Raw genomic sequence first — 13,039 nt, forward strand, 5'->3', positions numbered from 1 at the left:
GCGTGCACTCTCCGTAGCCTCCGACGGCAATTCCCCCACGTCCGACCATGTCCTTTTTCGGACCGAGAACAGCCGACCGAGGAGCGTTTCTCCCGTCCGCCCGCACCTCGTGACCACCGCGCTGACCTGCGGCGGGACGGCATCCATTCGGCGCGGCCCGAGGGCTGGACGGCACGTGCGGGCACCGCGCGCACGGTCCGCGCACCCCACCCCCACGGGGGCGCCACATTTCGAGAACGCTTTTCGGCCCACCCCCGATGGAATTCAGCCGGACGATATCCGGACCGACGGTCCGCCTCGCTCCGCCGCTTCCGGACACCGGCTCCGTACGGGCGATGCCCACCGGTCCTCGAAGGGATCATGTGCCCGTGACGCGAGGAGGGGCGGGACCGTGTCGCACGGCCCCGCCCCGGGTGGCCGGTGGCCACCCCGTTCCCGGAATTCCTAGCTCTTGCCCCAGTACACGGTGCACGTGTTGAGGAAGCTGCCGGTGAGGCTCGCCTTGGACGTGGCGCCCGCCGCCGCCGTCGCCGACTTGCTGACATCGCCCAGCTTCGCCGTCGACTTGTGCATCTCGGAGCCGTGGAAGTAGTACGAGTAGCAGAACTTGCCCTCGGCGGTGATCTCAGTGCCGTAGGTCCAGGTGCCCCCGCCGACTTCCTCGACCGTCTTCGGGGTCACGGCGGACGGATTGACGGTGATCTTCTTCATTCCCCACTCCGAGACCTTCCCCAACTCGGCGGGCGGCCGGGCGGTCTGCGCGCTGGCGGGCGACGCGAGAACACCGGCGCTCAGGGCGGCGCCCGCCGCGGCGAGAGCGAGAGCTTTTCCAAAAGACTTCATGGGTGTACGTCCTTACATGAGATCACCCGGTGGCAATTCCGGGCCGAACGTGAGTGGCAAGAGACTGCGAAGCAAGGCGAATGCGCGAGGAGTTGGGTCAGACTCTTTCCCTTCCGCTCCCGAGTGGCCTGATCCGCCGGTCGGATCTCCTCCACCACGCGGGTCGCGAGGCTCGTTGTGTCTTGAGGGGACAGAGGGTGTGTTGAGGGGAGAGAGGGTGTGTTGAGGGGACAGAGGGCACGTCGGCGCGACCGGGAGGGCCCGACGCGCCTCGGGCGCCGGCTAGTCGACCGGGCCGCGCTGCCGGACGACGACGGGCCCCGGCCGCAGCGCCTCGTAGCGGAGCCGGTAGGTCTCGACGTGCGGGGCCTCGCCCCCGGCACCCGGGCGGCACCGCATCGCGTAGAAGGAGTCGAAGTCGCCCGGCAGATCGCGGAGATGGTCGGCGCCGGTTCCCGCTCTGCCCAAGCACGCCATGATCCGCCTATGGCGCTGGACGTTGTCGAAGTCGATCCGCTCCATCTCCCGCCCGTAGTACCCCGCCGCCGTCATCCCCTCCCGCTCGGCCCACTCGTCGATGTAATCGGCGTAGCCCGGTTGCGTGTACTGCTCCCACCCCGCGCGCTCGCCCTCGGACGCGGCGTCGAGAATCCCGAACAGGGCGACCCCCGCCAGCCGGTCCTTGTCGTCCCTGACATCTCCGTGCAGCGGGTCGATGACCAGTTCACGGGTGACCGCGTTCCAATGAGCGACCGCACGCTCCCGTGCCGAACGGAAACGGACGGCGAGTTCTCCGGCCTCCATGAGCGCCTCGTGGAAATCCGGTACCCGGACGCCCGCTTCGGCGACCCGGTCGGCGATCCGGCTCATTCTGTCGGTGTGTTCCGTCGCCTCGAAGCAAATCCCTCCGACCTGGCTGCGATAGACAGCGTTGGAGGGATCGGAGGACGGCGATCCGTACGGCAGATCGGCCTGCTGCTCATCACTCACGGGTCGTCACCTTTCGGGTGTGCGTCCTGGCACGCGGCACACGCTCGCCCCGCGTTCATGGACCGTCATTCCTGCTGCAAGAGCCCTTGTCCGCACCGTTGGTTCACTCGGAGGGCACGGAATTCCCAGAACGCGACGAGCGGCCTCCCACGGGCCGGTCCCCGACCACCACCGCGGTGCCCCGCAGCCGGCCCCCGAAGGCCCGGATTGCCCTCCTGACCTGCGATGGGGCATACTCCGCCTTCCCCCACGACGCACCACAGGCAGCGGCCGGCACCCGGCCGGCTGTCCGACATGTTCCTGTTTCTCTCGGTCCGGTGGGGGATCTGCCCGATGGGCGCAACTCCGCGCGCGCTGCGCGCTGTCGTACTGCTCTGCGGCTTCTACCTGCTCAGCCTGCTGCTGCTGGCTCTGCTGGTCGGCCTCGACGTGTTGGCGCTCACCCGGCTGAACGGCCTGTCGGCCCTCAAGGTCGTCTTCGTCTCGGTCCTGCTGGCGATCCCCGTCGTGCAGGGCCTCCTCATGCTCCGCACACCTCGCGGCGAAGGCCCGGACGGGGTCCGCGCCACCGAGGCCGACGAGCCCCGACTCTGGGCGCTCGTCCGCGAACTCGCCGACGCCACCGGCACCCGCGCCCCCGACGAGATCCTGCTGACCGGCGACGTCAACGCCGCCGTCAGCGAACAGCCGCGGCTGCTCGGCCTGTTGCCAGGACCGCGCCGCCTCTACCTCGGCGTACCCCTGCTGACCGGGCTGAGCGAGGCCCAACTGCGCGCGGTGCTCGCCCACGAGTACGGCCACTTCACCGGCGGCGACACCCGCCTCTCCGCCCTGGTCGTCCGCGGCCGGACCCAACTCGCCCGTACCGTCGACCAGTTCCACGCCAAGGCCGACGACAGGACGGCGGCGGAGCGCGCCCGGCAGGAGCGGGCCGCCGCGAGACGGATCACCAGGGGCAAGAAGGCCAGGGAGGTCGACACCGCCGGAGCCGGCTTCACCTACCGCGCCATGGCCGCCCTCTACACCGCCTACGCCAAGCTCTATCTGCGCTCCACCCTCTCCACGGCGCGCGCCCAGGAGTTCGCGGCCGACCTCGCCGCGGCCCGGATCACCGGACGCGACACGACCGCGTCGGCGCTGCGCGAGATCCCGGTACTGGCCACCGCGCACGACTTCTACCTCGGCTCCTACGCCGTCCTCGGCGCACCGGCCCGACTGATGCCCCCGCGCGGCGAGTTCTTCGGCGGCTTCGGACGGATGCTGGCCGCCCGCGAGGAGAACCTGGACCGCCTGCGCCGACGGCTGCCGACCGAACCCGCCTCGCCCTACGACTCCCACCCTCCGATCGCCGAACGGGTGCGCAGGATCGAGGAGTTGCCCGCCGACGGCCGGACCGCACAGGCCGAGGGCGCCGCGCTGGACCTGCTCACCGACCCCGCGCGCACCCTGGCCGCGCTGGAGGAGGCCGTCCTCACCGACGAGGCGCGCGCCTTCCGCCGGGCCGCCGACTGGCAGGAACTCCTCGACACGGCGATGACCGAGAACCTGGCGGCACTCGACACCCCGCTCGGACGGGCCCTGGCCGCCTACAGCAAGGAGCCCGCGACCCTGCCCGCCCTGCTGACGGCGATCGACGACGGCCGGCTGTGGCAACTCGCCCACCGGCTGCCGCTGTCGGAGGAGGCGCTCGCGTCCAAGGGCCGGGCCTTCCGTGAGTTCGCCAGGCCCGTGCTGCGCGACTCACTGCGCAGCATGGTGCTGGCCGAGTTCAGCGCCCGCTCGCTGCTGCGCTGGGAGTTCTCCTGGGAGCACGCCGCGACGGCCCGGTTGCCCGGCGCGGCCGAGCCGGACGGCACACCGGACGCGAGCACCGAGGAGACGTTGAAGGCCGCACTCGACGCGGCGCTCGCCGACCGGCCCGACACGGCTCCCCTCCGAGCCCTGCTGCCCCCCGCACCACAGCCGGTCTGAGAGACACCACAGGACCGGGCCTGGGCCGGGCACCGGTCCCGGGCCGGACAGCCGCAGCCGGCCCCCGACCTCGACCGAACGCGACGCGACCCCGGGCCCACTCCCGGGCCCGAGAACGGAACACCCTCACCCCCATGACCATCCTGCTGTGGATCCTTGGCATCCTGGCCGTCCCCACGCTGCTGTTCGCGCTGTGGCTCGGCGGTGTGTTCCTCAAGGAGTTCTTCTCCCCGAGCCCCGACGACGGCACACAGGCCGCCGAAGCGGCCGCCGCGCTGGGCCTGTTGCCGGCCGAGCGGCAGAACACCGTCCACGCGGCGCCGCTCCCCGCCGACTGGCGGGCCGCGCTCGACGCGGTCCGCGCAGGCGACTGGAAGCCCGCCGCCGACCTGCTCTCCGCGATCGGCCGGGACTGGGAGGCGCGGTCCGCGTTCGCCTACCTGCTCGGCGAACTGGCCGGGGAGGAGGACGGCTGGCTGCTCGCCTGGGAGGCCGCGCGCGCCGACGACCCGGACGCGGCGCTGGTCCGCGCCCGCAGCACGGTGGTCCTCGCCTGGCAGGTCCGCGGCGCGAAGCGGGCCAGGTACACGACGGAGGAGCAGTTCGAAGGCTTCCACCGCACCCTGCGGACGGCCCGCGAGGACGTCGCGCGCGCCGCCGCCCTGAACCCCGACGACCCCACCCCCTACATCGCGGAGATCTGGGTCGCCCTCGGACTCGGCTACCCCAACTCCGAGATGGACAAGCTGTGGTCGCGGATCACGGACCGCGCCCCGCACCACTTCGAGGCGCACTTCTCGGCCCTCCAGTACTGGTCGGAGAAGTGGAGCGGCTCCGAGCGGCTCGCCTTCGCCTTCGCCGAACGGGCGGCGGCCGAGGCGCCGCCCGGCAGCCTGCTCACGGCGCTGCCGCTGATCGCGCACTTCGAGCACGACACGTCCGAGGACACCGAGGCCGACCGCACCCCGGAGATGATCGCGCGGGTCGACGCCGGGCTCGCCGACGCCGCCGCGGCCGACCCGGCGCACCCGCGCCTCCCCGAACTGCGCCACCTGCTGGCGTTCTACCTGTCGCTCCAGGGGCGCGACGAGGCGGCGCTCGAACAGTTCAAGCTGGTCGACGGCCACGTCAACGCGCTGCCCTGGCGCTACCGCGCGGACAGGGCCGCCTACTACTGCCAGGTCAGGGACGCGACGGTGGCCGCCGCGCGGGAGGCGGCCGAGGCGCGCGGGTCGTCGTCCGGGTGACGCCCGGCCCTGCCCGGGTGGAGGCCGGTCGTCACCAGGCGACCGGCAGCTCGTGGACCCCGTACACCACCATGTCCGTGCGGAAGGGGACCTCCTCCAGCGGGCGGTCAAGGCGCAGTCGGGGGAAGCGCCGGAGCAACGCCGGGTAGGCGAGCTGGAGTTCGACCCTGGCCAGGTTCTGGCCGAGGCACTGGTGGGGTCCCGAGCCGAAGGCGAGATGGCGGCGGGCCTCGCGGTCGACGCGCAGGGCGTCGGGCTCGTCGAAGACCTCGGGGTCGCGGTTGGCGAGGTCGTTGGCGCAGATCACCGCGTCCCCGGCCTTGATGGTCACACCGCCGATCTCGATGTCGGCGAGCGCGACCCGCCGTCGTCCCATGTGGGTGATGGTCAGATAGCGCAGCAGTTCCTCGACGGCGTTGGCGACCGACCGGGCGTCCCCGTCCCGTACGGCGGCGAGCTGTGCGGGGTGCTGGAGGAGCGCGCAGGTGCCCAGCGCGATCATGTTGGCGGTCGTCTCGTGTCCGGCGACGAGCAGCAGCCGGGCCTCGTTGGCGCACTCCTCCTTGGTGCTCCTGCCGGTGGCCAGGTACTCGGTCGCGAGCCGGCTCAGGAGGTCGTCGCCCGGCTCCGACACCTTGCGCTCGACGAGATCACCGAGGTAGGAGACCAGTTCGGTGGAGGCGGCCAGTGCCTGCTCCACCGTGCTGCGGGTGTCGACGATGCACGCGCTGGCCCGCTGGAAGAACGCGTGGTCCTCGTAGGGGACGCCGAGCAGTTCGCAGATGACCAGCGAGGGCAGCGGCAGCGCGAAGGACGTGACCAGGTCGGCCGGCGGTCCTGCCTTCTCCATGGCGTCCAGGAGTCCGTCGATGATCGCGCCGACGCGCGGGCGCAGCGCCTCCATGCGCCGGACGGTGAAGTCGCCGGTGAACTTGCGGCGCTGCTCGTTGTGTTCGGGCTCGTCCATGGTGATGAACGCGCGGTTGTGGGCGCGGGTGGCCTCCGAGGCGGCGCTGACGCTGGGGTAGGCGGGCCGCCGGTTGTCGGCGCTGATGCGTTCGTCGCGCAGCAGCGCCACCTGGTCGGCGTGGCGGGCTACGAGCCACGCGGCCCGGCCGTTCCACAGGGTCACCCGGGAGACCGGTTCCGCTCCGATGAGGGCGGAGCGGGCGGGGGGCGGGTCGAAGGGGCAGCCCGTCGCGCGGCGGGAGGTCCAGGCGGGAGGTGCGGCGGAGGTCTGGGTCATCGGGGTCCTTCCAGCGGGGTGCCGGCGGTGTGGGGGAGGGGAGCCGGGACGGGCGGGGCGGGTCAGGACAGGGCGATGGCCGCCGCCGGGCACAGCTGCGCGGCCTCCACGACGGCGGCGTGCCGGTCGGCGGGCGGCCGGTCGTCGAGGAGGACGACCACGCCGTCCTCGTCGCGCTGGTCGAAGACGTCGGGTGCGGCCAGGACGCACTGGCCGGCCGCGCAGCACCTGTCGCTCTCCACGGAGACACGCATGGTCGTCACTCCTCGCCCGGGACTCTCCAGTTACTTAACAAAAGCAAGCCATCGCGACGGAAAGTAGCACTCCGGTGACATGGCGCGGAAGGGTGATGTGTGTATGGGGCATCTTTTTGGTCAGGGGTGCGCGCCGCACGCCGGGAACGCGTCACGGAAGGGCTCACGGCCCGGCTGTGCGAGGGGAGTTGTGTGAGTCATCATCGGGACGTGACTTCCTCTTTGCCCGGCGCTCGCTCCGGATCTGTCGCCCCCTCCACGGCTGAGCTGTACAGATCGCTGTCCGACCTCGCGTACGCCGTGGCCAGCGCCCGCACCCACGCACGGCTGCGCGCGCAGTCGGGCGTGCCCATCGACCGCGCCTCGCTCGCCCTGCTGCGCGTCCTGGCGGCGGCTCCCGCCCCCTACCGGATGGGTGACCTCGCCGACGCCCTGCTGGTCCAGGCGTCCCACGTCACCCGCCAGACGCGGACCCTGGAGGAGGAAGGTCTCGTCACCACCGTCAAGGAGCCGGGCGACGACCACCGGGTGCGCAGGATCGGCATCACCGAGAATGGCCGAGACCTTGTGGCGCGCGCCGAGGCGACCGGCCAACTCTGGCTCGCCGACGCCCTGCACGACTTCACCCCCGACCAACTCCACGCCGCCGCGGCGGTGATCAAGCGCGTGACGGACGTCTACCGGGACGAGTGAGGCGGCGTGCCCCCTTGCCCGCGAAGGGAGTTGAGGCGGGCCGCCTGGCGGGTCAGATGGTCGCGCTCCGCGGTGTCGGTGGCCTGCCCGGCCGCCCGCGCGTACAGCAGGGCCGCCCTCGGCAGATCGCCGTCGCGCTCGTGGAGATAGGCCGCGACGGCGGTGTGGCGGGGCAGCGAGTCGTCCAGCGCGGCGAGCGCCGCCAGGCCCGCCCGCGGCCCGTCGGCCTCCCCGACGGCCACCGCGCGGTTGAGCCGCACGACGGGACTGCCGGTCAGCCGCACCAACTCGTCGTACCACTCGACGATCTGCACCCAGTCGGTCTCCTCGGCCCTCGGCGCGTCGGCGTGCAGCGCCGCGATGGCGGCCTGGGCCTGGAACTCGCCCAGCCGATCGCGGGCCAGGGCCGCCTGGAGGATGGCCACGCCCTCGGCGATCGCGTCGGTGTCCCACCGGCCGCGGTCCTGCGCGGCGAGCGGCACCAGGCTGCCGTCGGGCGCGGTCCGCGCGGCGCGCCGGGCGTGGTGCAGCAGCATGAGGGCGAGCAGCCCGGCCACCTCGGGGTGGTCGATCGCCGCCGCGAGCTGCCGGGTGAGCCGGATGGCCTCGGCGGCGAGGTCGACGTCGCCCGAGTAGCCCTCGTTGAAGACCAGGTACAGGACGCGCAGCACGGTGGCGACATCGCCGGGCCGGTCGAACCGCACCCCGGAGACGGTCCGCTTGGCGCGGCTGATGCGCTGCGCCATGGTCGCCTCGGGGACCAGGTACGCCCGCGCGATCTGGCGGGTGGTGAGGCCGCCGACGGCGCGCAGGGTGAGCGCGACGGCGGACGACGGCGTCAGCGACGGATGGGCGCACAGGAAGTAGAGGCGGAGGGTGTCGTCCGCGGCTGCCGCGGGGCCCGGCGCCGGTTCGTCCTCGACGAGGTCCTCGCGCCTGCGCCTGGCCGTGTCCGCGCGGGTCGCGTCGAGGAACCGCCGCCAGGCCGCCGTCACCAGCCAGCCCTTCGGGTCCCGTGGCGGGTCGGCCGGCCAGACGCGGACGGCGTCGACGAGGGCGTCCTGCACGGCGTCCTCGGCCGCCGCGAAGTCGGCTCCGCGGCGGACGAGGATTCCGAGGACGTGCGGTGTGAGGCTCCTGAGCAGGGCCTCGTCCATCGCCGGAGTCACTCCGTGATGGTGGGCGGCGCGGTCAGGAACGGGCGCAGTTCGAGCCACTCGTGGATCGGCCGGCCGCCCGCCCCGGGCGCCGCCGACAGCTCACCGGCCAGCTCGACGGCGCGCTCGTAGCTGTCGACGTCGATCACCATCCACCCGGCGATGAGGTCCTTGGTCTCGGCGAACGGGCCGTCGGTGACTGGCGGGCGCCCCTCACCGTCGTAGCGCACGAACGTCCCCTCGGGGGCGAGCGCCTGGCCGTCGACGAACTCCCCGGTCTTCTCCAGACGTGCCGCGAAGTCGTTCATGTACTGCACGTGGTCGGAGATCTCCTGGGGCGTCCACTGGGTCATCGGCACGTCGTTGACGGCGGCCGGGGCGCCCCGGTAGTGCTTGAGTAGCAGGTACTTGGCCATCGTGGTTCTCCTCGATGCTGGTGCGACCCCCATTGTGGTGGCGGGGGGGGGACGCGGTGGTGGCGTTCGAAGCGGGGACGGAGCCGGTCACGGGTTCTCGACATCGGCGGCGGAAGTCGGCGGAAGATTCTTTAAAACCCCTCGCCGCTCAGTCCGGGCCGCCGCCCGCGCCCCCGTGGGCCACCCGTTCCGGGTAGGACTTCGTGAACCTCAGCATCTGCACGATGATCCAGACGGGCAGGATCAGGCCGAAGATCACCTCGATCGCGTGGAAGCGCTCCAGGGACGCGGCGACGATCCGCGAGACGCCGAGGGCCACGATGGCGACGCCCCAGGCGGTACTGAGCACCCGGTTGACCCGGCGGAACGTCGGGGACCCCCAGGCGGAGCGCGGGACCTGCTCGCGGGCGAACTGCTCGGTGAAGGGCATGACCGGGACCAGGGCGAGGATGAGCAGCCCGAGAACGACGCCGACGCCGGCCCCGCCCCAGGTGGCGAGCCGCGCGTCGTCCTGCCGGCCGAGGGTGAGGCCCAGGGCCGCGATCACCGCGAACACCACCAGCGACAGCACGCTGATGATCTTCGGCGGCAGGATCGGGCGGCTGAGGAGGAGAGCGCCGAGCGCGAGCACCGCGGCGACCAGGCCGGCGACGCCGATCCCGTTCGAGGGGAGGACCCGCGCGAGCAACGAGAACACGATCAGGGGAAGGAAGTTGAGCACCAGCACGGACACCTTCATGACCTGGCCTCCAGAACCGGCCCCGGGAAGAAGGGGAGTTGGCGTCGACGGTCCCGAAGCGGGCGTCTCACGACGCCGGTCGGTCAGGGCCGACGTCCCCGGTCGCGCCGGGGGCTCCGCCGGGGAGAGCGCGGAACGTGCCGTCCCTCACGCCGTGAGCGCCACGGGCATGGGCGGACCGGCTTCTGGGACCGGCCGGGGCGTTGGCGTGCCCTTGACTCCCGAGGCCGCCGCTGACCGGCCCGGTGAGTGAGCCTCGGCCACCTCCGAGCATAGCCGCGCGACCACGGCGTCGCTCCTCGTGCGCCCGCCCGCAGGACGCGGCCGTCGGGCGGTCCGGGCGCCTCCGGGGCGGGTGGCGCGCGAGGCGTCTACGAAGCGCTATAGTAGATCTTGAGCGGGTCACCACAACTCCGGTTGTCCCGCACTGCGTCGGTGGTCCAAGGAAAGACGCCCCGCTTCCTGCGGGGAAATGCAGGTGCAAGGCCTGCCCGGCGCTCACAGTCGAGGCCCGTCCGCTTGTGCGGACGGGCCTCGTGTGTTTCCCGGGGCGGCCAGGCGGAGCCGTCCGCCCGGCGGCCGTGAATCCGCCGCACCGTCATCGGAGAAGTAGAGCGCCTCGATCAGTCGCATGCGCCGATCATGTGAACGCCGATCATGTGAACAGGGCGCCGGTGCCGGATAATTCACCGCGTAAATCCGACCCGATCAGTGCGGACCGGCCTCTAATCTCTTTATGGGCATTCCATGAACCGTGGAGTCGTCGGGGGCGGGCTCGTGCGGAATCACGGGCGGTGCGGCGGGACCGCGGTGGCGGACCGCTCCCCGGCACCGCATTTCTGGAGGTCGGAATTCCGGTCAATGACGGTTCTCCGCTGGTCGCGGCAGCCGCCGACCGGGCCGACGGAACCCGCGGGGGCGGGCCGCCCCAAGGCGTCCGGCGGCATCTCGGGAATCGGTTCGGTCGTGTGCGCGTGCAAGCGCGACGATCTCGGCGCCGGGGATGCGAGAGGTATTGGTGCTGTGCAGGAAATGGCAGGTTCCGTGGACAACCCGGTGCATCCCGCACCCGATCCGTAGGGTTAACGGGGTGCGGATCACTGGGGGAACATCGGTCGCACATGAGAACGGGGAGCGCTGTCGCGGGTATCGCCGCGGAGCCGTCGTGGACCGTTGTCCCCTCGTATCCGCATGTGTTCGAATATCTTTTGTACTGGGCACCATGGATATGCATCAGAGATATGTCAATGGCGCACGGCGGGGGACGGAGCGTGAGCGGGTGTCGACAGCGTGCCCGCGCACGGCGCTCCGCGCGTCCTTCTGCGCATCGATCACGGGCGCGGCACGGTGAGGCCGCGCCTCCGATCTGGGGGATCCATGTCAGTTGCAGACGACGCTCTGTCCGTACAACTCCTCGGTCCGCTACGCGTGTGGAGGGGAGAGGCGGAGGTGGTGGTGGGGCCACCGAAGCAGCGGGCCCTGCTCGCCCTGCTCGCCACTCAGCAGGGCTCGGTGGTCGGACCGGGGCAGATCATCGACGCGTTGTGGGGCCCTGACGCCCCCAACACCGCGCTGAACAGCGTGCACACGTATGTGGCGGGGCTGCGCAGGGCGCTCGACCCGGCCAGGCGGGGCCGGGAGTCGGACGGTGTGCTGCTCTCCCGGGCGGGCGGGTACGAGCTGTGTCTGCCGCCCGAAGCGGTGGACGCCGTCCTGTTCGTGCGGCAGTGCGAGGAGTCGAGGCGCCTGGGCGCGCGGGGTCATCAGCAGGCCGCCTTCGAGCAGTTGGGCCAGGCGCTGGGGCTCTGGCGCGGTGACGCGCTCGCCGGGGTGCCGGGCCCCTTCGCGGCGATCGAGCGCAGCAGGCTCCGGGAGATCCGCTTCTCCGCGGCGGAGGACTGGATCGCCGGCATGATCTCCGCTGGGCGCCGGGAGGAGGCGATCGTCGTGGTGGGCGAGGCCATCGCCCAGGAGCCGCTGCGGGAGAGGCTGCGCTATCTGCTGATGCTGGCGCTGTACCGCAGCGGCCGGCAGGCCCACGCCCTCCAGGCGTACGGCGACGCGCGCGCCCATCTGCGCGAGGAACTCGGCATCGAACCGGGGACCGAGCTGCGGGGGCTGCACGCCCGGATCCTGGCCGGCACGGTCGACGACGCCGTCCCGCGGTCGTCGGCCGCACCGGCCGCACCGGCCGCACCGTCGTCCGGGGCACGCCGCGACATGGCCGGCCGCGCGGAGGACGGCCGGCCCGTCATCCCCGGCAGCGGCCTGACCATGTGTCAATTCCCTTCTCGCGCACGTACGTTCGTGGGCCGGGAGGTCGAGATCGAGCAGGCCAGGGAGGTGCTCGCGCGGACCGGAACCGAGCGTGGCAGGGCCACCCCGATCTTCGTGATCGACGGTCCGCCCGGAGTGGGCAAGAGCGCCCTGGCCCTTGAGCTGGGCTACGAGTTACGCGCCCGCTTCCCCGACGGGCAGCTCTACGCGGACCTCGCGGGAACGGGTGACCGGCCCCGCACTCCGTTCGAGATCCTGGGGAAGCTGCTGGAGAGCCTGGGGGTGAGCCGGGCCGCCCTGCCCGTCGACCTGGACGGCAGGGCCACGCTGTACCGGAGTCTGCTGCACGAGAAGCGGGTGCTGATCCTGCTGGACGACGCGGTCGACACGGAGCAGATCAAGCCGCTGGTTCCGCAGGGCTCGGCCTGTCTGATCGTCACGGGCCGCCGCCCGCAGCGCGGCATGGTGGCCCGCTACGGCGCCCACCGCATCAGCCTCAAGCCGCTGGAGCCCGGTCCGGCCGCCGAACTGCTCGGTGAACTCCTCGGCCGCGAGGTCGTGTCGGGCAACGAGGACGCCGTCCGGCGCCTGGTCGAGCAGTGCGGTCGCATCCCGCTCGGCATCCGCATCACCGCCGCCGCGCTCCAGGAGGACGCGGACGCGTCGCCCGAGCGGCTGGCCGCGCTTTACGAGGACCCCGTCACCCGGCTCGACCTGCTCGCGGTCGCGGGCGAGGACGGGATGAGCGTCCGCTCCTCGCTGACCGCCAGCTACCGCGCCCTGCCCGCGACGACGGCCCATCTCTTCCGGCTGCTCAGCAGGACGGGCCTGGCGGTGGTCGAGGTACCGGAATCCGGCCAGTTGCTCGGGGTGAACCGCTCCGAGGTCCTGCGCCACCTCGAACTCCTCGCCGACCTGGGGCTGTTGGCGCGAGTCGGGGCAGGCAGCTACCGCTTCGACGATCTGACCCTCACCTACGCGGGGGAGTGCGCGGAGGCTGAGTGGGTGCTGTCCCAGCGGCTCGGACCCGCCCGGTTGAAGCAGGTCGTCGCCGACCAGGACGAGTTGCGCACCGGCTGATCCGACGTCCGGGCCGCCGCCGGTCCTGTCGAGCGACCCCCTGTTCACTCGACAGGCTGAATCCCGACCCCTAGGACGGAATCCGGGGGTGAGGGGCCGGTTCCTCCGTGTTTTGATACGAGTCAG

11 protein-coding genes are annotated in these 13,039 nt (G+C 72.1%); 4 read left to right on the plus strand and 7 right to left on the minus strand.

Annotated elements, in window-relative coordinates; all coding sequences use genetic code 11:
* Positions 1-444: 444 nt before the first annotated feature.
* Together DDJ31_RS34990 and DDJ31_RS34995 are read right to left on the minus strand one after the other, a co-directional pair.
* Complete coding sequence (locus DDJ31_RS34990) at positions 445-843, minus strand: lactococcin 972 family bacteriocin (RefSeq protein ID WP_127176399.1); 399 nt, start codon at positions 841-843, stop codon at positions 445-447.
* A 282-nt stretch (positions 844-1,125) separates the two neighbouring features.
* Entirely contained in the window at positions 1,126-1,833 is a 708-nt protein-coding gene (locus DDJ31_RS34995; RefSeq protein ID WP_127176397.1) for a hypothetical protein, read from the minus strand.
* A gap of 333 nt (positions 1,834-2,166) precedes the next feature.
* Here DDJ31_RS34995 and DDJ31_RS35000 point away from each other — a divergent pair, with 333 nt between their 5' ends.
* On the plus strand, positions 2,167-3,804 hold the full coding sequence (locus DDJ31_RS35000) for a M48 family metalloprotease (RefSeq protein ID WP_127176396.1): 1,638 nt from the start codon (positions 2,167-2,169) through the stop codon (positions 3,802-3,804).
* Between the two features lie 134 nt (positions 3,805-3,938).
* Positions 3,939-5,051 (plus strand): hypothetical protein, encoded by a 1,113-nt coding sequence (locus tag DDJ31_RS35005; protein WP_127176395.1) that lies wholly within the window; start codon positions 3,939-3,941, stop codon positions 5,049-5,051.
* 31 nt (positions 5,052-5,082) lie between these two features.
* On the opposite strand, the gene DDJ31_RS35010 is transcribed toward DDJ31_RS35005, so the two are convergent.
* Together DDJ31_RS35010 and DDJ31_RS35015 are read right to left on the minus strand one after the other, a co-directional pair.
* Positions 5,083-6,297 (minus strand): cytochrome P450, encoded by a 1,215-nt coding sequence (locus DDJ31_RS35010; RefSeq protein ID WP_127176394.1) that lies wholly within the window; start codon positions 6,295-6,297, stop codon positions 5,083-5,085.
* Between the two features lie 62 nt (positions 6,298-6,359).
* Positions 6,360-6,551: a ferredoxin gene (locus tag DDJ31_RS35015; RefSeq protein WP_127176393.1), complete on the minus strand. Its 192-nt coding sequence runs from the start codon at positions 6,549-6,551 to the stop codon at positions 6,360-6,362.
* A gap of 210 nt (positions 6,552-6,761) precedes the next feature.
* Here DDJ31_RS35015 and DDJ31_RS35020 point away from each other — a divergent pair, with 210 nt between their 5' ends.
* Complete coding sequence (locus DDJ31_RS35020) at positions 6,762-7,244, plus strand: MarR family winged helix-turn-helix transcriptional regulator (protein ID WP_164784832.1); 483 nt, start codon at positions 6,762-6,764, stop codon at positions 7,242-7,244.
* Here DDJ31_RS35020 and DDJ31_RS35025 read toward each other — a convergent pair.
* The 3 genes from DDJ31_RS35025 to DDJ31_RS35035 form a co-directional block, all read right to left on the minus strand.
* Entirely contained in the window at positions 7,229-8,401 is a 1,173-nt protein-coding gene (locus tag DDJ31_RS35025) for an RNA polymerase sigma factor (protein WP_127182458.1), read from the minus strand. The genes DDJ31_RS35020 and DDJ31_RS35025 overlap by 16 nt on opposite strands.
* An 8-nt stretch (positions 8,402-8,409) precedes the next feature.
* Complete coding sequence (locus DDJ31_RS35030) at positions 8,410-8,817, minus strand: YciI family protein (RefSeq protein WP_127176391.1); 408 nt, start codon at positions 8,815-8,817, stop codon at positions 8,410-8,412.
* 148 nt (positions 8,818-8,965) lie between these two features.
* Positions 8,966-9,556: a hypothetical protein gene (locus DDJ31_RS35035; RefSeq protein ID WP_127176390.1), complete on the minus strand. Its 591-nt coding sequence runs from the start codon at positions 9,554-9,556 to the stop codon at positions 8,966-8,968.
* Between the two features lie 1,452 nt (positions 9,557-11,008).
* On the opposite strand from DDJ31_RS35035, the gene DDJ31_RS35040 reads away from it, so the two are divergent.
* Positions 11,009-12,913: an AfsR/SARP family transcriptional regulator gene (locus DDJ31_RS35040; protein ID WP_164784831.1), complete on the plus strand. Its 1,905-nt coding sequence runs from the start codon at positions 11,009-11,011 to the stop codon at positions 12,911-12,913.
* Positions 12,914-13,039 lie beyond the last annotated feature (126 nt).

This window comes from Streptomyces griseoviridis (assembly GCF_005222485.1).
In the GTDB taxonomy this organism is placed as follows: Bacteria; Actinomycetota; Actinomycetes; order Streptomycetales; family Streptomycetaceae; genus Streptomyces; species Streptomyces hintoniae.

Bases quoted from the DNA above. Each gene is read 5' to 3' on its own strand.
- DDJ31_RS35035 (WP_127176390.1), bottom strand. From the start codon at position 9,556: ATGAAGGTGTCCGTGCTGGTGCTCAACTTCCTTCCCCTGATCGTGTTC.
- DDJ31_RS35030 (WP_127176391.1), bottom strand. From the start codon at position 8,817: ATGGCCAAGTACCTGCTACTCAAGCACTACCGGGGCGCCCCGGCCGCC.
- DDJ31_RS34990 (WP_127176399.1), bottom strand. From the start codon at position 843: ATGAAGTCTTTTGGAAAAGCTCTCGCTCTCGCCGCGGCGGGCGCCGCC.
- DDJ31_RS35025 (WP_127182458.1), bottom strand. From the start codon at position 8,401: ATGGACGAGGCCCTGCTCAGGAGCCTCACACCGCACGTCCTCGGAATC.
- DDJ31_RS35000 (WP_127176396.1), top strand. From the start codon at position 2,167: ATGGGCGCAACTCCGCGCGCGCTGCGCGCTGTCGTACTGCTCTGCGGC.
- DDJ31_RS35010 (WP_127176394.1), bottom strand. From the start codon at position 6,297: ATGACCCAGACCTCCGCCGCACCTCCCGCCTGGACCTCCCGCCGCGCG.
- DDJ31_RS35005 (WP_127176395.1), top strand. From the start codon at position 3,939: ATGACCATCCTGCTGTGGATCCTTGGCATCCTGGCCGTCCCCACGCTG.
- DDJ31_RS35015 (WP_127176393.1), bottom strand. From the start codon at position 6,551: ATGCGTGTCTCCGTGGAGAGCGACAGGTGCTGCGCGGCCGGCCAGTGC.